The following is a 21,666-nucleotide window of genomic DNA, read 5'->3' as shown; positions in this document are numbered from 1 at the left end:
CCTCCTACAAATGTGCGGATGTGTCGGTCAGAAACCGCGAAAGGTCTACGGGGTCGGCGAACGGATCGCCCGCATGCCCCGCCATTGCGCGGATCAGGGCGACGGTCATATCCAGCAGGTGCTCTTCGTCCTCAATGCTGTCGCCACGTGCTGCAAGCAGCCACGTCGCGACCGATAGCAGGTGCAGATCAGTGTCAGGATGTGTCGCGCCACGGGGCAGGCCCGGCATGCGCCCGATCACAGAGGAGGCGCGCAAATCCATCACCACCTGCGCCGCGAAATCGGCACCGGTCAGGTCACCGGCCTTGGCGATATGGCCAAGGCGGTCGGCCAGAATGGTTTCGCTGATCAGAACCGGCTCGTTCTGTTCGGTGGCCAGATGTTCCCATGCATAGACGAAAACGGATGTACAGGCGCGACGGGCCGCCGACCCGCGATCTGCACCGGTCATGAACTGCGCCGCGGTGGCAATCTGGGTCATGTCGATCGGCGCGCTGATCAACCGTTTGCCCGCCTGTTCCACCGATTTCAGGGCCGAATGAAACGGTTCACGCAACGGTTCGGGCAAGAGTTTCGATGCCGGTTCCAACGCGTCCTCGGTTGCGTCGGCAAGACTGGCCACACCACGCAAGGCGTCCCTGATCGGCATAGGCAGATCAGGCAGAAAGCGGAATGTCGGCGGCCGTGTCATTTGTCCTAACCCTTTGATCCTAAATGTCTGTCGCGTCCAATAGGCGGCGCGCTGTGGCCTCGTCTGTGATCAGCACACTGGGCTGAACCGCAGTCAGGGTCGCCAGCATGATGTCGGTCTTTTCCGGCCCGCCCGAGATCAGAACCTTTTCCGGCACCCGCATCAGACGCTCCATCGACAGAGAAATTGAACGCTCGTTCACGGGATGAGGCACAGGATCGCCGTGAACGTCAAGGAAGTTATAGAGGATATCCCCAACCGCGCCTGCATCGATCATCGATTGACGCTCGGCCTCGGACACATGACCAAGACGATAAGAGGTCGTCAGCGCACTGATCCCGCCACAGGACAACAGGGCCACGTCACAGGATTCCGCCATCTCAAGGATCTGGTCCAACCCGCAATGTTCCAGCAGGGCGTGCTTGGTCTGGGCGCTGTCGACGATGGCGGGGGCCGAGATCAGATAGCCCTCGGCGTCGAACATCTCGGCAAATTGCCACGCGAATTCGGCAGGGTTGAAGCGGCGCGCCTGCGCGATCCCGCCCAACAGCGACACCACCCGCACCCCGTCCAGTGGCCGACCCTCGATATAGGGCAGCATCGTGTGCAGGGTTCGCCCCCAGCCCACCCCGACGGTCAGGTTGGGTTTCATAATGTCGGTGACATATGCCCCCGCAGCGGCGGCAATCGCGCGGGTCGGGTCGTCCTCTTCGCCCTCGCAGGGCACCACGATCGCACCGCGCAGGCCAAACCGTTCCTCAAGCTGGTTTTGCACCTCGATCAACGGGGCGATGGGGGATTTGATGCGAATAACCACCTCGCCCCGTCGCCGCGCCTCGCTCAGCATCCGCGTGATCATGATCCGGTTCACGCCCAGCTTTTTCGCCACATCCGATTGCGTCATGCCCTCGATATAATAGAGCCACGCCGCACGGATCCGCAGTTGGGTGTTCAGATCAGACGACTTGTCACTGCGTCGGCTGTCCTTGGGGGCGGTGGTGTCGGGCATGGCAGGGCCTTTGGGAAACTAGTGCGAACATCTGATCATACATATGTTCCGATGATCTTTCCAACCTCGTCTGCGGCCTCGATTTGCGGCATATGGCCGATCCCGTCGAACAAATGTAGCCCGACCTGTCCCGGTGCACGCAGGGCATGGGCCCACGGGATGATGGCGTCCTGTTTGCCCCAGATGATTTTCGCGGGCACCTCAAGACGCGACAGGGCGGCGCGCAAATCAAACGCCTGAACCCCGTCGGGGAACAAAACATCGGCCAGCGCGGATTGCGCCGCGCGCAGGTTCGGATCGGCGCGACCTGCCATGGCAAGGCGCACATAGGCATCGGTGATCAGATCCTCATCCGCCACCAATTGGCGCAGCCATGGGCCAAGGCTGTTCTCGCGCGTGGCGGCGCATATGCCGTTCAGGGCGGTGCCGTTCACATCGGGTCCCAGCCCCGCAGGAGCGATCAGGGACAGGGACGCGACCGAGCGCGGACGCGTGTCCGCAAGGGCCAGCGCCAGAGCGCCACCAAGGCTGTGCCCGACCAGATGCGCGGCCTCTAGATGCAGATCGTCAAAGGCGCGGCGCACCTCCGCCACCAGATCGGCAAAGCTGTTGATGCGCAGTTTTGGCGACTTGCCATGTCCGGGCAGGTCGATACGGATCAGGGGGCGGTGTTTCAGGTGCCGCTCTATCGCGGCCCAAGAGGTGGCGTCGCTGGCAAACCCGTGGATCAACACGACCGGCGTGCCGGTTCCGCCCTTGGAGCGGGTGATCGACAGGGCGCCGGTTTCTGCACGGAACACATGTGGCGTCGCGGGTGCGGACGTGCGCGTCAGGGCGGTTTCGACATCGTCCGCCTGTACCCGACCGCGCGGGCCAGTGCCGGTTAGGGTCGCGATGTCCACGCCGTTATCGCGCGCCATTTGGCGGGCGCGGGGGGTTGCGCGCGTTTTGTCGGTGGGCGCGGGTATCAAAGTTTCGGGCGTCGGGGCCTCGGCCTCGGGTGCCACAGGGGCGGGTGCAGGATCGGGATCGGGGGCCGCGTCTGCGTCAAACGGGGCGGGTTGTTCGCCGACCTCTTCGCCCTCCGCATAAAGCCACGCACAGGGTTTTCCGATCGCAATTTCGGTGCCTTCGGGGGCGGTGAAATGCAGGATGCCGTCGGCGGGGGCCTCGACCTCCATCGCGGCCTTGTCCGTTTCGATGTCGAACAGGGGATCGCCTTTGGTGACGCTGTCCCCTTCGGCGATGTGCCACGACATGATCTTGCCGGACGCCATGTCCATATCGACCTTGGGCATGATGACTTCGACGGGCATCAGATACGCCCCTTTGCCAGGTTTCGAACGGCGTTCAAGATGTCGGGCACCTGTGGCACGGCGGCCTTTTCCAGTTCGGGGTTATAGGGGATCGGGCATTCCGCCCCGCCAAGGCGCACAATCGGTGCGTCGAGGAAATCAAAGGCGTCGCTCTCGGCGACCATGGCCGATACCTCGGCCCCGACACCAAGGGTTTTCACCCCCTCATAGACACAGACCAACCGACCTGTTTTGCGCACCGAGGCCAGAACCGTGTCGCGGTCGATGGGGCGGATGGTGCGCAGGTCGATGACCTCGGCATCCACACCCTCGGCGGCCAGTTTCTCGGCGGCTTCCAGTGCTTTGTGCACCATGATTGCGGTGGCGACGATCGTTACATCGCGTCCCTCACGCACGATTGCGGCCTTGCCGATGGGGGTGGTGTAATGACCGGCGGGAACGGGGCCCTTCATCTTGTATAGGATCTTGTGCTCATAGATCAGGACGGGGTCAGGATCGTCCAGCGCGGCCAAGAGCAGCCCCTTGGCATCCGCAGGGGTCGAGGGTTGCACGACCTTTAGGCCGGGCACATGGGCCGTCCATGCCTCAAGGCTTTGGGAATGTTGCGCAGCGGCGCCCGTACCCGAACCACCGGGCAGGCGCATCACAACCGGCACCGAGACCGAACCGCCCAGCATATAGCGCAGCTTGGCCGCCTGATTGACGATCTGTTCCATGCCCAAAGTGGCGAAATCCGAGAACTGGAATTCAAAGATCGGGCGCAAGCCGGTCAGGGCCGCGCCAACGGCAACACCGGCACCGCCCAGTTCCGAAATCGGTGTGTCCATCACGCGGTCGGGGCCGTATTTGTCGATCAGATCGCCGGTGACGCCAAACGCGCCGCCATAGACGCCGATGTCTTCGCCCATCAGGATCACGCGTTCATCCGCGCCCATGGCGATGTCCATCGCCTCGCGGATGGCCTCGGCGTAGGACAGGTCGCGGGTTTCAGGTTGGCTGTGGGCGTTCATGCGGGGGCCTCTTGGGTGTAGACATCGCGGGTCACCTGATCCAGTTGCGGATCGGGCGCGGCGGCGGCGAATTCGATGGCGTCTTTGATGGTCCGGGCGGCGTCGTCTTCAATCGCGGCGACCTCATCGGGGGTGGCGATCTTGTGCTCGATCAACAGCTTGGCCATGGCGGCGATGGGATCGCGCGATTGCCAATCCGCGATTTCCTCTTTCGTGCGATAGCGGTTGCGATCCGATTTGGAATGGCCGCGCCAGCGATAGGTCAGGTTTTCGATCAGGCTGGGCCCTTGTCCGTCGCGCGCACGGGCAACGGCGGCATCTACGGCCTCGCTCACCGCCGAGAAATCGTTGCCGTCCACGGTGACGCCCGGCATGGAATAGGCCGCTGCGCGCTCTGATATGTTTTTCACGGCGGTTGAGCGTTCGATGGATGTCGACATGCCGTATTTGTTGTTCTCACAGACGAACACGACGGGCAGGTTCCACACCTTGGCCATGTTCAGGGCCTCGTGAAACGCGCCTTCGTTGTTCGCGCCGTCGCCAAAGAAACAGATGGTGACCGCGCCGGTCCCAAGACGCTTGGCCGACAGGGCCGCGCCCACCGCAATGGGCAGGCCGCCCCCGACGATCCCGTTTGCGCCTAGGTTGCCCTTGGAGGGGTCGGCGATATGCATCGACCCGCCGCGCCCTTTGCAGTAACCGGTTTCCTTGCCAAAAAACTCGGCGAACATTTTGGACAGATCGGCCCCCTTGGCCACGCAATGGCCGTGTCCGCGGTGGGTCGAGGTGATTTTGTCCTCATCGCTGAGGGACATGCACGAGCCGACGGCCGAGGCCTCTTGCCCGATGCTCAGGTGCATGGTGCCGTGGATCAGGCCGCGCATATAGCTGTCTTCGGCCCCCTCTTCGAATTTGCGGATCAGGTACATTTTGCGCAGCGCGTCACGCAGACGTTCAGGCGTGTAGGCGCGGATCGCATAGGGGGTGTTTTCGGTCACGGTCTCAGACATTCAACAGGTCCTTGCCATAGAGCATCACGTCCTGACGGCGGCGCAGTTCGACCAGTTTGCTGTCAGGCAGTTTCGCGTTTGCGGCGGTGATCAGTTCGCCCTTTTTGATCGGGGCGGTGACGACGGCACCGGTCAGCATGCCGGCGGGCAGGGCGGTTGCGGCCTGGGCGCGGCTGACCTCCATCGCCCAAGCGCGGTAGGCGTATTCGCCGATCTGATCCAAGGTATCGCCGGGCATCAGGTCTTTTTTGGCAAGGGCACAGACCTCGACCACGGGTTTTTCCAGCGGGATCATGTCGGCCTTGCCGTAAAGAACGGCGCGCGCACAGGTCAGCGGCACCTCAAGCGAGGTCAGGTGATAGGGGCGGATGAATTCGTAATAGGGCCCGTCGCCCATCTTTAGGTCCTTCATCCGCTCGTGGACCCTCGGGTGCTCTGCTTCGACAATGCAAAAGACGCCGGGAGACACGCCCTTGCCGATCGAGTAGTCCACTTTGCCGATCCCCGACAGGATGCCGCCATCCGCCTCGGGGATCAGAACCTTGGCCAGTTCCTTGGGGCCAGCGGCGGGGCCATGCATCCCGTCGACATCCGGCACCAGACCGGTGGCGTTGCCGATAGCGGCCATTTCAACGGCGGTTTTCGAACCATCGACGAATTCCACCAACAGGCGGGGGTTCATGTTGCGCGCGATCGCCTCGGCCGTATAGGCGTCCGGCGTTGCGTCGATGTTCAGGGGGTTGTTCTTGCCCTTGCCCGCGCAGACCACCTTGTGGCCCATGGCGGTGACGAATTCGATCAACTCCATACAGGAAGACGGTTCATCCCCCGCGCCAAGGGAATAGACTACGCCCAGACGTTCAGCTTCGTTGCGCAGATAGGCCCCGATGGTGACATCGGCCTCGACGTTCATCATGGTCAGGTGTTTGCCCCGTTCCATTGCGCGCAGCCCGATCTCGGCGCCGACGGCGGGAATGCCGGTCGCGTCGATCACCACATCAATCAGTCCCGATTCCAGAATCAGGTCCGCGTTGTCGGTGATCGCGGTTTTGCCACTTTCCATGATGGCGTTCAGATCATCGGTCGATTTGGCGTCCTGACTGTGGCCGTCCTCTTGGTGGGCGATGCTGACGGCGCGGTGTGCGTTAGGCACGTTGATTTCAGAAATCGCAGCAACATCAACACCATCCATCATGGCGGCGCGTGTGACGATGTCCGTTCCCATCTCGCCCGAGCCGATCAATCCGATTCGGACAGGCTGTCCGGTGTCGGCGCGGGCCGCGAGGTCTTTGGCTAGGCCGGTCAGGGCAATATTCGAGGGCATATCGGGCACCTATTTTGCTGAAATCATGGGCACAATAAAAAGAACAATTGTGCAGTCGTCAATCAAGATGTTCAAAAATGTTTCCGAACGGCTTGACGTGAGGGGGTGTTTTGAACAACAGTTCGGAGGGACTAATAAATGTTCTGGCGGTCACAATCACTTGAGGAGAGTGGTTGCAGCCGACCGAAAAATTGAACGACCATTGGCCATCAAGGGAGGAAACTAGATGGAACTGACTGGGAAGCTGTCGCGGCGCTCATTCTTGACGAGCACGTCCGCCGTAGGCGTTGCCGCCGTTGGCGCAACGTGGGGCGGAAAACTGTTAGCGGAAACGGCTTTGCCCGATCCGCAGAGCATCCTCGACGATATCTCGATCTCGAAATACGTGCGCAAGGATTACCAAGCCCTCTATGGCATGGCCGATTCGAAACCGATCTGGGACGCCGATAAGGACTGGATCCGGACCGTCGATTGGGACGCGGTGCGCAAAGAGCTGGCCGGGACGACCGTGCGCTTTGCCGTAGGTGCCGCCGACGCAGAATCGGCCGCCGAGGGTCTTGCCCCGTTCGAGGCGCTGTCGGGCATCAAGGTTGAACTGGTTCCGATCCCTGATGACAGCATGTATGACAAGGTTCTGGCCGAATTCATCTCGGGCAACGCCTCGTTTGACGCGCTGCAGTTCTTCTCGCCGTGGATGGGCGACTTTGCGGCGCCGGGCTTCCTGTATCCGCTGGATGACTTCGCCGAGAAATGGGCGCTGCCGCTGGACGATTTCTATGACACCTATCGTCTGAACTATGGCTTCTTCAACGGCACCATGTACGGCATCCCGTTCGACTGTGACATCCAGATGGTGCACCTGCGCAAGGATTACGTCGAAAAGGTTCTGGGTGGTCCGATCGACCGTGCGAATTCGGTTCCGACCTATGACGAATTGATCCGCCTGTCGGCCGAACTGAACAAGGTCGAACCGGGTGTGTCGGGCGTGGGCCTGATGGCGGCACCGGGGTTCTGGTCCACCTATACGTGGGAACACATCTCGGCGCAGGCTGGCATGATGCTGTTTGACGAGAACTGGGAGCCGATCTTTAACGGTGACGCCGGTATGAAGGGTCTGGAAATCATTCTGGAGCTGTCCAAGAACGCGAACGAAGGGTTCGCCGGTGCCGGTTGGCCGGAAAACCGTGCGGCATGGCTGGGCGGTCAGGTGGCCACCAACATCAGCTGGCAGGACAGCGGCACCCAGGCGATGCGCCCGGATCAGTCGCAGATCGTCGATGATTTCATCACTATCTATGAACCGCGCATTGCCGGTGGCCGTTTTGCGCCGCCCAACATCGCCGGTTCGACGTCTTGTGTCTCGGCAAGCGCCAAGAACCCCGAAGGGGCGTTCCTGATGCTGGCCTTTCTAACGACCTCGTCGATCATGGCCATGAACGAGGCAAACGCCAACGGCGTGGCCCCGGGCTATAAGTCGATCCTGAACAACCCGAACCTGCAAGAGGTCAGCCAGCCCGCCAAAGTCTGGGCCGACAGCCTTGAGCACGCATGGTGCGCACCGCGCCTGCCGGGGGCATTCCCGATCGAACAGGCCATCGGCAACGAGATCAACCGCGCCGTCGTTGGCCAGATCTCGGCCAAAGAGGCGTTGGACAACGCGGCGTCTGCGGTCAAACAGATCATGACCGAAAACGGCTTCTATGCGGGCAACGATCCGGTGGATTACGCCAATGCCGCGCCGGGCCTTTATGTCGGCGAAGGCAAGGACCTGCCGTTCTAAACGGACATTCCAGACAAGACAGGAAAAGGGTGCCGTATGAGCAATCCATCTCTGTCGGACACCGGGGCGGCTTCGGCTGCCCCGGTGATGCCGACGACCCGCAAATTCAAGCGGCGCAGCAAGCGCATGAAGACGCTTTTGCCGTATTTCCTTGTGGCGCCGGCGGTTATCTACCTGCTGTTGATCACGCTGTATCCCGGCGTGTTCGCCATCACCCAAAGCTTTCACCATGTGAAATTCGGCCCGTGGCAACCGGCCGGAGTGGCGAACTACGCCAAGCTGTGGGGGGACTATCAATTCTGGGGGGCGTTGTGGAATACGTTCGTGATGGGATCGATTTCCCTGATCCTGCAATGTGTGATCGCGCTGGCCCTAGCGTTTTACGCCTATCGTGACCCGTGGGTCCAAGGGTGGCGGATCATCTTTCTGATCCCCATGCTGTTCATGCCCTCGGCGGTGGCGTTCATCTATAAACTGGCGTTTCTGGACGGGCGGATCGTGGCCGACCTGTTGATGAAGATCGGTTTGGTCGATGGGAACATCGCCTATCAGTCCTCGACATGGCTGAGCCGGATGATCCTGATCCTTGCCGATGTGTGGCAGTGGACGCCGTTCCTGTTCATCATCTTTGTGGCCGGTCTGCAGGGACAGGACGAAGAGGTCGAAGAGGCCGCGCGCCTTGACGGGGCGTCGTGGTACGCGATCTTTTTCAACATTTCCCTGCCGATGATGAAGCCGATCATCGCGGTCGCGCTGATCCTGCGGGCCATCGACATCACCACGATGTTTACCAATGTTTTCATCATCACCAAGGGCGGCCCTGCCTTCGGGACAGAGACGATCAGCTATTTCATCTATCGAACCGGCTTTAAGTTTTTCAACTTTGGCTACGCCTCGGCGGCCTCGGTGGTCATGTTGGTCATCACAATCATTATTGCGCAGCTGGTGGTAAAGCGCGCCTTTGTTTCGGCGAGGTCCTGATCATGGCGTCCCAACGTAGAAAAACCCGTGGCGAGAACCTGTGGCTGCGCTATGCGATCTTGGGGGGCTGGGCTCTGTTCTGTTTGACGCCGGTTCTGTGGTTCCTGTCGATCGGCCTGCGCCCGCGCACCGAAATCATCACCCCGACCCCGATCTATTGGCCCACGTTCAGCTTGGACGCGTGGCACATGATCTGGGAAGACTGGCCGATGGCGAAATACCTTCGCAACTCGGTTCTGGCGATCATCGGCTCGGTTGTGATTGACCTGATCCTGGCGATCCCTGCGGCCTATTCCCTGTCGCGGTTCACCTATCGCGGACGCGATGACATCGGGTTTTATATCCTGTCCACGCGGATGATGGCCCCTGCCATTGTGGCGGTTCCGATCTTCTTTCTGTTCCGCAATCTGGGCCTGTTGGACACGATCTGGGCGTTGATGCTGATCTATGCGGCGATCAACCTGTCCTTTGTGACGTGGATCATCCGGTCCTACATGCTGGACATCCCGAAAGAGCTTGAAGATGCGGCGAAAACCGATGGTGCGGGCGAGTTGCGGATCCTGTGGGAAATCATCATCCCCGCGATCCTGCCCGGTATCATCACCGCATCCGTGATCGCGATGATCTTTGCGATCAACGAATTCCTGTTCACCCTTCTGATCGCATCGACGCCGGACGCGTATACGATGTCGGTCGCGCTGTCGAACTTTACCGGTGGCTCGGACGGGGTGATCTATAACGCAATTGCATTGGTCGCATTCCTGGCCTTCCTGCCTGTGTTCCTTGTGGTCGTCCTGATCCAGAAACACCTGTCGCGGGGCCTGACCATGGGCGCAGTCAAAGGATAAGAATAATGGCGCGTATCGAACTGAAAAATATCCAGAAAAAGTGGGGCGCCGTATGGGGCGTGCGCGATGTGAACCTTGATATCGCGGATGAGGAATTCATCGTGTTTCTCGGTCCGTCGGGCTGTGGCAAGACGACGACCATGCGCATGATTTCGGGGCTAGAGGACCCGTCCGAGGGCGACATCGTCATGGACGGCGAGGTCATGAATGACGTGGACGCCCGTGACCGCGATGTGGCGATGGTGTTTCAGGGCTATGCCCTCTATCCCAACATGTCGATCTACGAGAACATCCGCTTTCCCTTGCGGATGCGGGGCGTGCCCAAGGGCGATCATGATCGGCTGATCAAGCGCGCGGCGGAACTGGTCGAACTGACCGACTATCTGGACCGCAAACCCGGTGCCCTGTCGGGCGGCCAGCGTCAGCGCGCCGCCCTTGCCCGCGCCATCGTGCGTCAGCCGCATGTGTTCCTGATGGACGAACCCCTGTCCAACCTCGACGCCAAGTTGCGTCAGCACATGCGCGTCCAGATCAAGCACATTCAGCGCGAGTTGAAGATCACCACGGTCTATGTGACCCATGACCAGATTGAGGCGATGACGCTGGCCGACCGGATTGTCATCATGGAGAAGGGGGCGATCCAACAGATCGGCACGCCCGATGAAATCTATAACGATCCGGCCAACACCTTTGTTGCGGCCTTTATCGGCTCTCCCCCCATGAACCTGATTGAGGGCACGTTGGAAAACGGAACCTTTAGCGCCGAGGGCGTGCGGGTTGAGGGGCTGAGCACAAGCCACAGCGGCGCAATCACCCTCGGCGTTCGCCCCGAGGATTGCGCGGTCGATCCCGCGTCCACGCATCTGGCGGGCTCGGTTTACGGGGTGGAACCCACGGGCGACATGACGTTCCTGACCCTTAAGGCCGGTGAAAAGCTGATTGAGGTCAAGGCCGACCGCGAATACCGCGCCGACCTGAATGCCGCAGAAAAGGTACGGTTTGATCTGTCCCGTATCTATCTGTTCGACACCGCCAGCGGCCTGCGCCTACGCTAGCATCACGCGATGTCTGGGAGGAGAACGCGATGACATTCGACTATACGTCGATGGGGTTTCACACCTTTGATGCCCTGTGCCGTCCGGTGACGGACATTCCGCCGGGGGGGAACACCTATTTCGTCGATGAATTCACGCTGGCCGTTTCTGGTGCGGCGGGCTCGGCGGCGATTGTAGCGGCCAAACACGGTCTGTCGGTTCAGGCCGTGGGCGGGGTTGGCAATGACCTGATGGGGGATTGGGTTCTGCGCCGGTTTGGTGATTTCGGCGTGGACACCCAGATGATGCAGCGCGTGGCGGATATGACCACCTCGTCCAGCATCGTCACCACCCGTCCCGACGGACAGCGCCCCGCGCTGCACAAACGCGGCGCTACGGCGGGGTTCTATGTGACCGACGATCAGGTCGACCGCGTGCTGGACACCAAGATCCTGCACATCGGCGGGGTCGGGTTGATGGATGCGATGGACAAGGGGCGCAATGCCGAAATGCTGGCCGCCGCGAAATCGCGGGGGATCACCACGACACTGGATGTGTTTGCCTCGACCCCTGAGGACATGGATCTGATCCGGCCCCTTTTGGCGCATACGGATTATTTCATGCCGTCCGAGGAAGAGGCAATGGCCCTGTCCGGCCTGACCGATTTTGAGGATATCGCGGCCTATTTGTTGGACCAAGGGGTGGGCGCGGTGATCCTGACCCTTGGGGCGGCGGGCGCGATGTACCGCGATCAGGCGGGCACACGGATCGACATTCCCGCCTTTGCGATTGATGTGGTGTGTACCTGCGGCTGTGGTGATTGTTTCAACGCGGGGTTCGCAACGGGCCTGTCACTGGGCCGCCCGATCGAGGACTGCATCCGGTTTGGACAGGCCTCGTCGGCGCAAAATGCCATGGGGTTGGGATCACAGGCGGTTGTGTCCTCATTGGCCGACACGATTGCGTTCATGGAAAACACCCCCGTACGCAGCTAGGCACGAGACATAGACCCGTTCCGCCTTTGCCCGTAGGCGGATCAGGGTCCAATCAGGGGTGGGGACACGTGTTCCTGCCCCTGTTTTTATTCGGGGATGGGGTGCATGTGTCCGTCAGGCGGACACTTTTCCCTCGGCGATACCGTATCCCGTGTTCGGTTTCCTATGGTTCCTCTCATGCGCTTGGGAGGGGAACGCAATGGGACAACAGATGTGTTGGGTCGGGGCGAGGGAACGCTCATGACCGGAACGTGGATCGAACGCGGGTTTCTGGCCGCTGCGGGCCTGTGTTTTTTGTTCGGCACGGGGGTGACGGTGGTCGATGTGGCCCTGCGCGCCGTGGCAGGGACGAATGTCCCCGGTGCGATTGAACTGACGTCGCTGTCCATCGGGTTGGGGGCGTTGCTGTCCATGCCGGTGTGCTATGCCAAACGCGCCCATGTCACCGCAAAATTGCTGTCCGAAGTGTCGCCCAACCGGTTCGCGTGGCCCTTGGGCATGGTGGGCACGGCGGCGTCGATCCTGTTTGCCGCGATGTTGGCGTGGATCATGGCACACAACGCGTTGGACAAATGGGGCTCGCCCGAGACCACCGCCGATCTGGGCGTGCCGATCCCCTATGCCGTTGGTTTGATCGCAGTGGTCCTGTTGTCCTGTGCGGCGGCGGCCCTGATCGGGTTTCGCGCGGCCCTTTGGGTCGGGAGGGCGCGTCGATGAGCGGTCTGTTGCTGGGTGGGCTGGGCTTTGGCGCGGCGATTGTCCTGATCTTTCTAGAGGTGCCAGTGGCGGTGGCCCTTGGTCTCGTGGGGCTGGTCGGGTCGGCCATGATTATTGGAACCGGCGGGGCGATGGCCATCGGGGCCAGCACCGTTTGGGACAGCCTGACGAACTATACCCTGACGATGTTGCCGCTGTTTGTGCTGATGGGAAATGTCGCGGCGCATTCGGGTCTGTCGGCCAAGCTCTATCAATCCATGTCGGTGCTGATCGGGCATCGCCGTGGCGGTCTGGCCTTGGCGACCATCGGCGCGTCGGCGGGGTTCGGGATGATCTCGGGGTCGTCCCTTGCGACGACGGCGACGATGGGGCGGATTGCCATCCCCGAGATGCGCGAGGCGGGCTATTCGCGGTCCCTGTCGGCAGGATCCGTCGCGGCCGGAGGCACGTTGGGCATTCTGATCCCGCCCTCGACCGTTCTGGTGATCTATGCCTTTATCGCCCAGCAATCGATCCGCGAGCTGCTGTTGGCGACGGCGGGGCCGATTGCGCTTGCCGTGCTGCTTTACTGTCTGGCGATCTGGGTGCCGATCTGGGCGGGGTGGTCCGATGCCCCCAAACGCCCCCGCGCCAATGGCGATGAACGCAACAGCGCCCTACGTGAGTTGCTGCCGCCGGTCGGTATCTTTGGCCTGATCATGGGCGGCCTCTACACGGGACAGTTTACAGCAAACGAAACAGCGGCGATCGGGGCCTTTGTGGTGCTGGTCTATGGGATCGTGTCGCGGCGTTTGTCGGGGCGGGGGATGATGCTTGCCCTGATGGATACGGCGATCACCTGTGGTGCGCTCTATCTGGTGCTGATCGGGGCGAACCTGTTCAACTTTTTCCTAGCGCTGTCTGGGTTGCCGTTTTCCCTGACCAGCATGTTCGCGGGACTGCTGGATCAGCCGTTGTTGGTAATCCTGTTGATGCTGACGATCTATCTGGTCCTTGGGACGTTGATGGACAGTTTGGCGATGCTGTTGCTGACCGTGCCATTGTTCGTGCCGATTGCGTCGGCGGCGGGTATCGACCTGATCTGGTTCGGGATTTTCGCGGTGATGGTCGTGGAAATGGGCCTGATCACACCCCCCGTCGGCATGAACCTGTTCGTTCTGAAAACCGTCCAACCCGACATCAAACTGACTGAACTCTGGCGGGGTGCTGCCCCGTTTGTCGTGGCCGATTTCATCCGTGTGGCGATCATCATTGCGCTGCCCGCGATTGTGATCTGGCTGCCTCATACCGCGATCTGACCAAGACCATTCCATTGAACATCACGGGAGGAACCATGTTCAAATCACTGATCCAAGCGGGCGCGATCGCCCTGTCCCTGACCGCCGCGACCCAGACGGCCGAGGCCCGCGAGATGCGCGTGTCATCCTTTGAACCGGCCCAAGGGTTCTATTCGTCGAAAATCCTGCAGCCGTGGATCGACCAGATCAACGCCAAGCTGTCGCCGGATGCCCAGTTCAAACTCTATCCCGGTTCGATCCTTGGCGCGCCGCCCGCACAGGCCGATCTGGTCAAGGCCGGTGTCGCCGATGTGGCCCTTGTGGTGCCGACCTATACGCCGGGTCTGTTTCCTGTGACCGGCGTGGTTGAGGTGCCGGGTTTGGTGCCCAATGGCGCGACGGGGGCCAACATCCTGAACACGTTGGCCGAAGAAGGCACCTTGGCCGATGAATATGCGGATTACAAGGTGATCGCGGTGTTTACCACGCCGTCCTACCGGTTCTTTATGGCGGATGAGGCGGTTCAGGCCCCCGCCGATCTGGATGGGCTCAAGCTGCGCTCGCCCTCGAAATTCGGGTCCGAACTGTTCGGGATGGTGGGCGCGTCTGGCGTCGGTATCCCCGCCCCGCAGGTCTATGAAAACCTTGAACGCGGTGTCGTTTCGGGCGCGGTTTGGGTGATGGATGCCTATCGCACCTTCCGCCTGAACGAGGTCGCGCCGAACATCACCAGCACGGGTTTCATCGCCTCGCCCATGGCGATCCTGATGAACAAGAACACCTACAACAGCCTTTCGGATGCGGACCGTGCGGTTCTGGATCAAATGTCGGGCCGCGCCACTGCGGAATGGATCGCAGGCGTGATTGACGACACCGACGCCGCGATCGAGGCCGAGTTCCGCGCCGCAGGTGAGGTGACCTTTGTCGATCTGGATGAAGGTGGCATGGCCGCGTGGGCCGATGCATTCGCCGGTGCCGCCGATGCGTGGGTCAACGGGCAGGCCGACAGCGATGCCGCCGCCGCCGCACTGGAGCGCGCCCGCGCTGTCGCCGCGCAATAATACCGCGCCCTGTCCGCCATACGGACGGGCAGGGCACGAGCATTGGGTACCGGCCCGCCATCGGCGATCCTGTACCCCTTCAGAAACCATCACGAATGGAGGTCACCATGGCGATCAACGCTTTGGGCTATCTCGGTGTGCGCTCGGACCGCTTGGACGAATGGGGTAGTTTCGCCGGCCAGTTGCTGGGCATGCAGAAAATCGACCGCGGCGGCAAGGCCTTGGCCTTTCGCATGGATGACCGGCAACAGCGGCTGTTGGTGTCCGACGAGCCGGGGGAAACGCTTGCCTTTATGGGGTGGGAGGTCGAGACCGCCGAAGACCTAGAGACATACGGCGCGCGGTTGGAGCGCGCGGGGGTCGAGGTGCATTGGGCTGCTCCGAACCTGTGTGACCGGCGGTTTGTCGGGCGACTGATCTGGTTTCTGGACCCGATGGGCAACCGCGTCGAACTGTTCCACGCCCCGATGATCGCCAGTGATCCGTTTGTTCCGGGCCGTCCTATCGACGGGTTCATGACTGGTCCCTTGGGCATGGGACACGCGGTTTTGCACGTCAAAGACATCGACGTGATGCTGCCGTTCTATCGCGACCTACTGGATTTCCACGTCTCGGATTACGGGTTGAAACCCTATGGTCTGTACTTCTTTCACGTGAATGGGCGGCACCATTCCTTTGCCATGGTTGGCTCGGGGCAGGCGGGGTTCCACCATTTCATGGTTGAGTTCCAGAACCTCGACGATGTCGGTCAGGGATATGACCTCGCCCAACAGGAAGAGGGCCGCGTGGCCTATACCCTTGGTCGGCACACCAACGATTTCATGACCTCGTATTACGCGCATTCCCCGTCCGGTTTCTTTGTCGAAAACGGCTGGGGCGGGCGGGTGATCGACCCCGACACATGGGAACCCCATGAGACCCACGACGGGCCCAGCTTTTGGGGGCATGAGCGCCTCTATCTGAGCGAAGAGGACGGGCGCAAACGTCTGCGCGATATGCGTCTAGAGGCGGCTGAACGCGGTCGCCGCGCGCCGCCTGTGTCCGACTGCCCTTGGCTTATGGGCGAACTTGCAAAACAAGGAAACTAAGCATGGAGCATTATGACGTCGCCATTGTGGGCTATGGCCCTGCGGGGGCCACTCTGGCGCATCTTTTGGGGGAGTGCGGGTTGCGGGTGCTGATCCTCGACCGCGAGGGCGCGCATTATCATCTGCCCCGCGCGGTGCATTTCGACGCAGAGGTGATGCGCACCTTTCAATGGATCGGCATCGCCAACGAGATGGAGCCACTGACCCACACCCATCCCGGTATGCGGTTTGTGGACGGGCAGGGGGCGCTGTTGCTTGACTGGCCGCGTCCGCAGGGTGAGGGTCCGCAGGCATGGCGCGCGAACTATCGGTTCCATCAGCCGGACCTCGAGGAACTGCTGCGCGGCCACCTGACACGGCGGGACAATGTGACGATCCGTACGCGGTGCGAGGTGTTCCATATCGATGATCTGGGCGATGTGGTCGAACTGCGCTTTGAGGACATGTCCTGCGGCAAGGTGGAGCGCGCCCGCGCGAAATACGTGGTTGGCTGTGACGGGGCGCGCTCCCTTGTGCGCCGCTATATCGAGAGCGGGATGCGGGATCTCGGGTTCCACGAACGTTGGTTGGTGGTGGATGTGATCCTGAAAGGCGACAAGCCCGAGTTGGGCGATCATTCGGTGCAATATTGCCGCTCCGAACGTCCCGCCACCTATGTCCGCACGCCGGGTGCGCGGCGGCGGTGGGAAATCACCGTCCTGCCCGATGAGGCCAGCAACGAGATCGCCAAGCCCGAACGGGTCTGGGACCTGATTTCCGACTGGATTTCGCCGGAAGAGGCCGATCTGGAACGCACTGCGGTCTATACCTTCCATTCGCTGGTCGCCGAAGACTGGCGCAAGGGGCGGTTGATCTTGGCGGGGGACGCCTGTCACCAGACCCCGCCCTTTATGGGCCAAGGCATGTGCGCGGGTACACGGGATGTGGCGAACCTCTACTGGAAACTCGCGCTGATCTGTCAGGGCGCGGTGGATCACGCGGCGGCAGAAACCCTGTTGGACAGCTATGAGAGCGAGCGCAAACCCAACGCCGCCGAATATATCGAAACGGCGGTGCGTCTGGGCGGGTTGATCAACACGGCGGGCACCCAAGAGGCCCTGCGCGCGGCATTGCCTCTGCCCACGGGCGGCGCACGGATGCAGAGTATCGCACCCCCGATCGGGCCGGGTCTTGGGGTCGGTGATCTGGCGGGCCGCCTGTTTGGTCAGCCGCGCATGGCGGACGGGGCGCGGATGGATGATCTGTTCCCCCATCAGTTTGTCATCGTGGCCGAGCCCGACATCCTGAACGGGGTGGACGTGCCGGACGCGGTAGGGGTCGTGACGACCGAGACCTCAAACGCCGCCGAGCACCTTGAGCGGCTGGGCGCGCGCGCCACCGTTCTGCGCCCTGACCGTCACACGCTGGGCGCGGCGGAAACACCTGAACAACTGGCCGATCTGCTGATGCGGATCTGGCCTTCGCCTCTTTGCACACAACAACTGGAAACGGCTTAAGTCTATGAAACTTTGTTCTTTTACCAAAAACGGCACGGCGTCCTATGGTCTGGTGACCGAGGCGGGCATTGTTGATCTGGGCGCGCGGTTCGCCGCCCCGACCTTGCGCGATTTTCTGGCCTCGGGCGATCTGACGGCGGCGGCGGCCCTGTCGGGTGAGGCGGCAGATTTCGCCTTTGACGACGTGACCCATGATCCGGTGATCCCGAACCCCGACAAGATCATCTGCGTCGGTCTGAACTACCACGCCCATATTGAGGAAACCGGCCGCGAGGAAACCCCGAACCCCGTGTTGTTCGCGCGCTATGCGGGGTCGCAGATCGGGCATAACCAGCCTCTGATCAAGCCGCTGGAATCCGACAAGTTCGACTATGAGGGCGAGGTCGCGGTGATCGTCGGCAAGGAGGGGCGACGCATTTCCGAGGCGGACGCGTTGGACTATGTCGCGGGCTATGCGCCCTATAACGACGGGTCTGTGCGTGATTGGCAAAAGCACACGCATCAGTTCATGCCGGGTAAGACATTCGCGGGCACCGGCGGGTTCGGGCCGTGGATGGTGACGGCGGATGAGATCGAGGATCACACCAAAATGCGCCTGCAAACCCGTCTGAATGGCGAAACGGTGCAGGACACGACGCTGGACATGCTGGTGTGTTCGATCCCGCGCCTGATCTCCTACTGCTCGACCATTCTGCCGCTATTGCCGGGCGATGTGATTGTGTCGGGCACGCCGGGCGGTGTCGGCGCGCGGCGCAACCCGCCCCTGTTCATGAAGGACGGCGATGTGTGCGAGGTTGAGGTGTCGGGCGTCGGCATCCTGCGCAATCCCGTTCAGGCAGAACAGTAACTTTCGCGCCGGCGTGGCCTGTGTAATGGTGGGTACATGACACCGAAACAGGCCACGTCGGGTTCCGCGTCCTCCTCTGTGCGTGCGTTGGCGCGGGGGCTGGATATCCTGCGCTATGTGAACCGCGTGGGCGAGGCGCGCGCGGGCGAAATCGCCAAGGCCTTGGACCTGCCGCGCCCGACGGTGTACCGGCTGCTCGAAACGCTCGAAGAGCTGGGCTATGTCGCGTTTTCGGCCACGTCGAACCTTGTGCGGGTGACGCGATTTGCGGCGGCGTTGGGGGATGGCTATGCCCTGACCTCGGAAATGACACAGGCCGCCGGTCCCATCTTTGCCGATTACGCGAAACGGGTTGTCTGGCCGCTGGACCTGACGATTTACAACAACGCGGCCATGGTCATTCAGGAAACCACGCACGGACGTTCGCCCCTTTCGATTGATCGCGGGATGACGGGCTATCGGTTGCCGGTTTTGCGAACCTCGGCGGGGCGGGCCTATATCGCGTTTTGTCCCGAGAACGAGCGCGACCTGATCCTTGACCATCTGCGCCGTTTGAACGATCCGGCGGATCAACCGTTCCTTGAGGGGCGCCTGTTGTCGCACCTGATCGAGGAAACGCGCGCCCGTGGCATCGCCGTGCGGGACAGCGGAGAGTTCCGGCAGGAAACCGCGTCAATTGCCCTGCCGATCCGGTCGGGGGAGACTGTTTTGGGCTGTGTCTCGTTGATCTGGATTCAGAGCGCGATGAGCACGCGCAAGGCGTTAGAGGATTATGCCGAACCGCTGGCCGAGGTCGCAACGCGCATCGCCGAGAGCCTTGCGGATTAAAGCGGGTTTTGCGCCATTTCGGCGGCGACATTCGCGTCGACGGGCACATCATAGGTCATCAAGATCGTACCGAGAACCGAGTAAAACCCGACCGTCGCGATCAGATCGAACACCGCGTGACGGCCCAAGATATCGGCCAGTTCTTGTTCCAGATCACTCGGAATGCGTTTGTGATCAATCACCGCGTCCACCGCATCGACCAGCAACCCGTCAAGCCCGTCAGGGCGCGCCCGAACTGCGGCGATCCGTGCGTCGTCCATGCCAAGCGCGCGTGCGCGCGATACGTGATGTGCCCATTCATAGGACGAACCCAACCGCACACCGGTGCGCAGGATCACGACCTCGGAGTGCTCGGGCGTCAGGGCCATGTCCTTGACCACATGTTGGCGCAGCGGGGCCCATGCGCGCAGCAGGTCTGGGTGATGCGCCATCGTTCGATAGACGTTCAACGCCCCCGCAAACCCGTCGCGCAGGTCGGCAATCTCGGTCGGCCATGCGGCATCGGTCAAAGGGGCAATCGGCGGGGTTGAATGGGGTGCGTCTGTCATGGCCGGATTTCAACGCGCTGTGGCGCGGGGCACAAGGGAAAACATGCCTGCGTCCAAAGTACGGACAGGGTCCCATGGGCAAGGGGCGTCTGTCCTCCCATCGAGGGAGAACAGCCGCCTGTCCGCGTTGCGGACACTGGCGCCTTGGCAAATCGGATCGCAATGCTGGCGTGTTCGGTGCAAGCGGTGTGGGGGCGACTTTCATTTGCGCCGCACCTTTGTCGGCACAGCGAGGCATCTTTGGAGGTTACTTCGCGTTCCGCACAAGCGCGCCGTTTTCGATCAGATACGCAGCGCGATCTAGTGAGCAGCGCTCCCACGGCTCCTCACTGAACGCCCCCCAGTAGAAAAAGCGTCCATTCACGGACCTAAATCTAAATCCGTCACCATAGAATGTCCAAAAGGCGAGGTCATAATCTTGTTTGACGCTATCTTCTGAGCGTAGCACATGCAGTCCCAAGTTCGCAGTTTGACCTTGGCATGTTCCTTCAAACCGACGCGCCCAGATGCGCCGTTTAAGGGCGTCGAAATCGAATTGATCAGGATCACTAATAAGGGCCAGGCGTGCCTCATCGTCATCGCAGGTCACAGCGTAAAAGCAGACGGCGGTGATGTTGCTCACGTTGTCTGTCTCGAAGTTATTGTACTGTTTTCTGTTTATGTACTGCCACTCGATGTACCGCTGTGCGGCATCGAAAACATGTTCTGAGGACAATGCGCGCCAAGACGTGTAGCGAGAGCCGTAGTGGTCTGCGAACCCATACATCGTGATCAGTGCAAAAAATGCAATCAGTGCAAAAGCGATGCGTTTGAACATCAGGAACCACCCTGAACGACTTTGCAGACGTTCAAACGAGCAATGGAGGTATGGGTATTTGTCATTGGCACCGGCCTTTCGCGCATCGTTAAAGCGGATCTCGCAAACGTCTCTAAATGATAAGATCGTTGCGTGATCCGAATGTCGATAGCGGGTTTTCGCAACGCTTTGAGACGGCGATTTGACTCAAATCCCGGCTTTGCTTGGCAACTGGCAGAAGAGTCATGGCGGCCCCTGAAGGATTCGAACCCTCGGCCGTCCGCTTAGAAGGCGGATGCTCTATCCAGCTGAGCTAAGGGGCCCCATGATGCAATGATTTTACGGATAGAACCGCCGCTGTTCAAAGCCTATTTCGACCCCATCGCCCCTTAGGCCGCGAATTTTTCGACCATGGTGGTCAGACGGTTCTGCAACCCTTGGCGTTCCAGCACCGAAAGACGCGATTCCATGCCCAAGGACACCGCTCCGTGCAGCGCGGCGAAGAACAGGCGCGCCTCACCCTCAAGGGTGCGGCTGGTCTTGGCGGGGTAAAGTTCGTCCAGCTGTTCCTTGATCAGGTCGATCACCGGCTGCAGCGCGTCAAAGAACCCGGGGTGTTCGCCATCCTCGGACAGACCGATGGAAAACAGCGTGCGCCAGCGCGGCCCCTCACGTTCGGCATAGTCGAGATAGGCCTGTGCGAGGCTGATCAAACGTTCCTCGGGGCCTTCGCGGGTCAGGCCGACGACGGCTTGGCGCATGTGCTCTTCGAGCTGTTCCAACGTGCGGCGGTTCACCTCAACGGCCAATTCGCCCAAGTCCCCATAGGCCGAATAGATCCCGCCCAAAGCACAGCCCACCTCGGCCGCGAGTTCACGCGCCTTGAGGGCGACAATGCCGCCTTTGGCGATCTGACGCTCACCCGCATCGGTAAGACGTTCTTTCAGGGCCTGTCGTTTCGGAGATAGCATCGTTGAGACTCCTCTGGGAATAATCTCAATTTTGCCATG

At 61.2% G+C, this 21,666-nt stretch carries 21 protein-coding genes and 1 tRNA gene; 12 read left to right on the top strand and 10 right to left on the bottom strand.

Annotated elements, in window-relative coordinates; all coding sequences use genetic code 11:
• Positions 1-4: 4 nt before the first annotated feature.
• From R1W00_RS10720 to R1W00_RS10695, 6 genes are read right to left on the bottom strand one after another with little or no spacing between them, the layout of a single operon-like run.
• Entirely contained in the window at positions 5-691 is a 687-nt protein-coding gene (locus R1W00_RS10720) for a hypothetical protein (RefSeq protein ID WP_317262732.1), read from the bottom strand.
• Positions 692-710: 19 nt separating this feature from the next.
• Positions 711-1,700, bottom strand: coding sequence for a sugar-binding transcriptional regulator (locus R1W00_RS10715; protein ID WP_317262731.1), 990 nt, complete (start codon positions 1,698-1,700; stop codon positions 711-713).
• Positions 1,701-1,735: 35 nt separating this feature from the next.
• On the bottom strand, positions 1,736-3,016 hold the full coding sequence (locus R1W00_RS10710; RefSeq protein WP_317262730.1) for an acetoin dehydrogenase dihydrolipoyllysine-residue acetyltransferase subunit: 1,281 nt from the start codon (positions 3,014-3,016) through the stop codon (positions 1,736-1,738).
• Entirely contained in the window at positions 3,016-4,026 is a 1,011-nt protein-coding gene (locus R1W00_RS10705) for an alpha-ketoacid dehydrogenase subunit beta (protein WP_317262729.1), read from the bottom strand. Before R1W00_RS10705 ends, R1W00_RS10710 begins: the two co-directional genes overlap by 1 nt.
• On the bottom strand, positions 4,023-5,036 hold the full coding sequence (locus R1W00_RS10700; protein ID WP_317262728.1) for a thiamine pyrophosphate-dependent dehydrogenase E1 component subunit alpha: 1,014 nt from the start codon (positions 5,034-5,036) through the stop codon (positions 4,023-4,025). Before R1W00_RS10700 ends, R1W00_RS10705 begins: the two co-directional genes overlap by 4 nt.
• A complete protein-coding gene (locus R1W00_RS10695; protein ID WP_317262727.1) occupies positions 5,029-6,360 on the bottom strand; it encodes a homoserine dehydrogenase in 1,332 nt (443 codons plus the stop codon). Before R1W00_RS10695 ends, R1W00_RS10700 begins: the two co-directional genes overlap by 8 nt.
• Before the next feature lie 226 nt (positions 6,361-6,586).
• On the opposite strand from R1W00_RS10695, the gene R1W00_RS10690 reads away from it, so the two are divergent.
• The 12 genes from R1W00_RS10690 (at position 6,587) to R1W00_RS10635 (ending at position 19,312) form a co-directional block, all read left to right on the top strand.
• Positions 6,587-8,140, top strand: coding sequence for an ABC transporter substrate-binding protein (locus R1W00_RS10690; RefSeq protein WP_317262726.1), 1,554 nt, complete (start codon positions 6,587-6,589; stop codon positions 8,138-8,140).
• A 36-nt stretch (positions 8,141-8,176) separates the two neighbouring features.
• A complete protein-coding gene (locus R1W00_RS10685; RefSeq protein ID WP_317262725.1) occupies positions 8,177-9,121 on the top strand; it encodes a sugar ABC transporter permease in 945 nt (314 codons plus the stop codon).
• Positions 9,122-9,123: 2 nt separating this feature from the next.
• Complete coding sequence (locus tag R1W00_RS10680; RefSeq protein ID WP_317262724.1) at positions 9,124-9,969, top strand: carbohydrate ABC transporter permease; 846 nt, start codon at positions 9,124-9,126, stop codon at positions 9,967-9,969.
• Between the two features lie 5 nt (positions 9,970-9,974).
• Positions 9,975-11,024 carry an ABC transporter ATP-binding protein gene (locus tag R1W00_RS10675; protein WP_317262723.1) on the top strand — a complete coding sequence of 350 codons (1,050 nt, stop codon included), beginning with the start codon at positions 9,975-9,977 and terminating at the stop codon, positions 11,022-11,024.
• Positions 11,025-11,053: 29 nt separating this feature from the next.
• Entirely contained in the window at positions 11,054-11,998 is a 945-nt protein-coding gene (locus R1W00_RS10670) for a sugar kinase (protein WP_317262722.1), read from the top strand.
• Positions 11,999-12,238: 240 nt separating this feature from the next.
• Positions 12,239-12,715, top strand: a complete 477-nt coding sequence (locus R1W00_RS10665) for a TRAP transporter small permease (RefSeq protein WP_317262721.1) — start codon at positions 12,239-12,241, stop codon at positions 12,713-12,715.
• Positions 12,712-14,013 carry a TRAP transporter large permease gene (locus tag R1W00_RS10660; protein ID WP_317262720.1) on the top strand — a complete coding sequence of 434 codons (1,302 nt, stop codon included), beginning with the start codon at positions 12,712-12,714 and terminating at the stop codon, positions 14,011-14,013. Before R1W00_RS10665 ends, R1W00_RS10660 begins: the two co-directional genes overlap by 4 nt.
• Before the next feature lie 35 nt (positions 14,014-14,048).
• Positions 14,049-15,053: a TRAP transporter substrate-binding protein gene (locus tag R1W00_RS10655; RefSeq protein WP_317262719.1), complete on the top strand. Its 1,005-nt coding sequence runs from the start codon at positions 14,049-14,051 to the stop codon at positions 15,051-15,053.
• A 107-nt stretch (positions 15,054-15,160) separates the two neighbouring features.
• Entirely contained in the window at positions 15,161-16,141 is a 981-nt protein-coding gene (locus R1W00_RS10650) for a VOC family protein (RefSeq protein WP_317262718.1), read from the top strand.
• Between the two features lie 2 nt (positions 16,142-16,143).
• A complete protein-coding gene (locus tag R1W00_RS10645) occupies positions 16,144-17,637 on the top strand; it encodes a bifunctional 3-(3-hydroxy-phenyl)propionate/3-hydroxycinnamic acid hydroxylase (RefSeq protein WP_317262717.1) in 1,494 nt (497 codons plus the stop codon).
• A 4-nt stretch (positions 17,638-17,641) separates the two neighbouring features.
• Positions 17,642-18,484 carry a fumarylacetoacetate hydrolase family protein gene (locus R1W00_RS10640; protein WP_317262716.1) on the top strand — a complete coding sequence of 281 codons (843 nt, stop codon included), beginning with the start codon at positions 17,642-17,644 and terminating at the stop codon, positions 18,482-18,484.
• Between the two features lie 36 nt (positions 18,485-18,520).
• Positions 18,521-19,312, top strand: a complete 792-nt coding sequence (locus R1W00_RS10635; RefSeq protein WP_317262715.1) for a DNA-binding transcriptional regulator — start codon at positions 18,521-18,523, stop codon at positions 19,310-19,312.
• On the opposite strand, the gene R1W00_RS10630 is transcribed toward R1W00_RS10635, so the two are convergent.
• The 4 genes from R1W00_RS10630 to R1W00_RS10615 all read right to left on the bottom strand — a co-directional run bounded on the left by R1W00_RS10630 (position 19,309) and on the right by R1W00_RS10615 (position 21,627).
• On the bottom strand, positions 19,309-19,860 hold the full coding sequence (locus tag R1W00_RS10630; RefSeq protein WP_317262714.1) for a carboxymuconolactone decarboxylase family protein: 552 nt from the start codon (positions 19,858-19,860) through the stop codon (positions 19,309-19,311). The genes R1W00_RS10635 and R1W00_RS10630 overlap by 4 nt on opposite strands.
• A gap of 247 nt (positions 19,861-20,107) precedes the next feature.
• A complete protein-coding gene (locus R1W00_RS10625) occupies positions 20,108-20,677 on the bottom strand; it encodes a hypothetical protein (protein ID WP_317262713.1) in 570 nt (189 codons plus the stop codon).
• 225 nt (positions 20,678-20,902) lie between these two features.
• Positions 20,903-20,979: transfer RNA gene (locus R1W00_RS10620), tRNA-Arg, on the bottom strand.
• Positions 20,980-21,045: 66 nt separating this feature from the next.
• On the bottom strand, positions 21,046-21,627 hold the full coding sequence (locus R1W00_RS10615) for a TetR-like C-terminal domain-containing protein (protein ID WP_317262712.1): 582 nt from the start codon (positions 21,625-21,627) through the stop codon (positions 21,046-21,048).
• Positions 21,628-21,666 lie beyond the last annotated feature (39 nt).

It is taken from the genome of Rhodovulum sp. FJ3 (assembly GCF_032918305.1).
Taxonomy (GTDB): Bacteria; Pseudomonadota; Alphaproteobacteria; order Rhodobacterales; family Rhodobacteraceae; genus SAT37.
The sequence above is the reverse complement of the archived record's forward strand: the minus strand, read 5'-3'. Positions and strand labels throughout refer to the sequence as shown.

Excerpts from the sequence above, each read along its gene's own strand:
- R1W00_RS10635 (WP_317262715.1), top strand. The coding sequence starts at position 18,521 with ATGACACCGAAACAGGCCACGTCGGGTTCCGCGTCCTCCTCTGTGCGT.
- R1W00_RS10705 (WP_317262729.1), bottom strand. The coding sequence starts at position 4,026 with ATGAACGCCCACAGCCAACCTGAAACCCGCGACCTGTCCTACGCCGAG.
- R1W00_RS10665 (WP_317262721.1), top strand. The coding sequence starts at position 12,239 with ATGACCGGAACGTGGATCGAACGCGGGTTTCTGGCCGCTGCGGGCCTG.
- R1W00_RS10660 (WP_317262720.1), top strand. The coding sequence starts at position 12,712 with ATGAGCGGTCTGTTGCTGGGTGGGCTGGGCTTTGGCGCGGCGATTGTC.
- R1W00_RS10715 (WP_317262731.1), bottom strand. The coding sequence starts at position 1,700 with ATGCCCGACACCACCGCCCCCAAGGACAGCCGACGCAGTGACAAGTCG.
- R1W00_RS10670 (WP_317262722.1), top strand. The coding sequence starts at position 11,054 with ATGACATTCGACTATACGTCGATGGGGTTTCACACCTTTGATGCCCTG.
- R1W00_RS10640 (WP_317262716.1), top strand. The coding sequence starts at position 17,642 with ATGAAACTTTGTTCTTTTACCAAAAACGGCACGGCGTCCTATGGTCTG.
- R1W00_RS10650 (WP_317262718.1), top strand. The coding sequence starts at position 15,161 with ATGGCGATCAACGCTTTGGGCTATCTCGGTGTGCGCTCGGACCGCTTG.
- R1W00_RS10655 (WP_317262719.1), top strand. The coding sequence starts at position 14,049 with ATGTTCAAATCACTGATCCAAGCGGGCGCGATCGCCCTGTCCCTGACC.
- R1W00_RS10690 (WP_317262726.1), top strand. The coding sequence starts at position 6,587 with ATGGAACTGACTGGGAAGCTGTCGCGGCGCTCATTCTTGACGAGCACG.
- R1W00_RS10675 (WP_317262723.1), top strand. The coding sequence starts at position 9,975 with ATGGCGCGTATCGAACTGAAAAATATCCAGAAAAAGTGGGGCGCCGTA.
- R1W00_RS10720 (WP_317262732.1), bottom strand. The coding sequence starts at position 691 with ATGACACGGCCGCCGACATTCCGCTTTCTGCCTGATCTGCCTATGCCG.
- R1W00_RS10710 (WP_317262730.1), bottom strand. The coding sequence starts at position 3,016 with ATGCCCGTCGAAGTCATCATGCCCAAGGTCGATATGGACATGGCGTCC.
- R1W00_RS10630 (WP_317262714.1), bottom strand. The coding sequence starts at position 19,860 with ATGACAGACGCACCCCATTCAACCCCGCCGATTGCCCCTTTGACCGAT.
- R1W00_RS10685 (WP_317262725.1), top strand. The coding sequence starts at position 8,177 with ATGAGCAATCCATCTCTGTCGGACACCGGGGCGGCTTCGGCTGCCCCG.
- R1W00_RS10695 (WP_317262727.1), bottom strand. The coding sequence starts at position 6,360 with ATGCCCTCGAATATTGCCCTGACCGGCCTAGCCAAAGACCTCGCGGCC.
- R1W00_RS10615 (WP_317262712.1), bottom strand. The coding sequence starts at position 21,627 with ATGCTATCTCCGAAACGACAGGCCCTGAAAGAACGTCTTACCGATGCG.
- R1W00_RS10700 (WP_317262728.1), bottom strand. The coding sequence starts at position 5,036 with ATGTCTGAGACCGTGACCGAAAACACCCCCTATGCGATCCGCGCCTAC.
- R1W00_RS10625 (WP_317262713.1), bottom strand. The coding sequence starts at position 20,677 with ATGTTCAAACGCATCGCTTTTGCACTGATTGCATTTTTTGCACTGATC.
- R1W00_RS10645 (WP_317262717.1), top strand. The coding sequence starts at position 16,144 with ATGGAGCATTATGACGTCGCCATTGTGGGCTATGGCCCTGCGGGGGCC.
- R1W00_RS10680 (WP_317262724.1), top strand. The coding sequence starts at position 9,124 with ATGGCGTCCCAACGTAGAAAAACCCGTGGCGAGAACCTGTGGCTGCGC.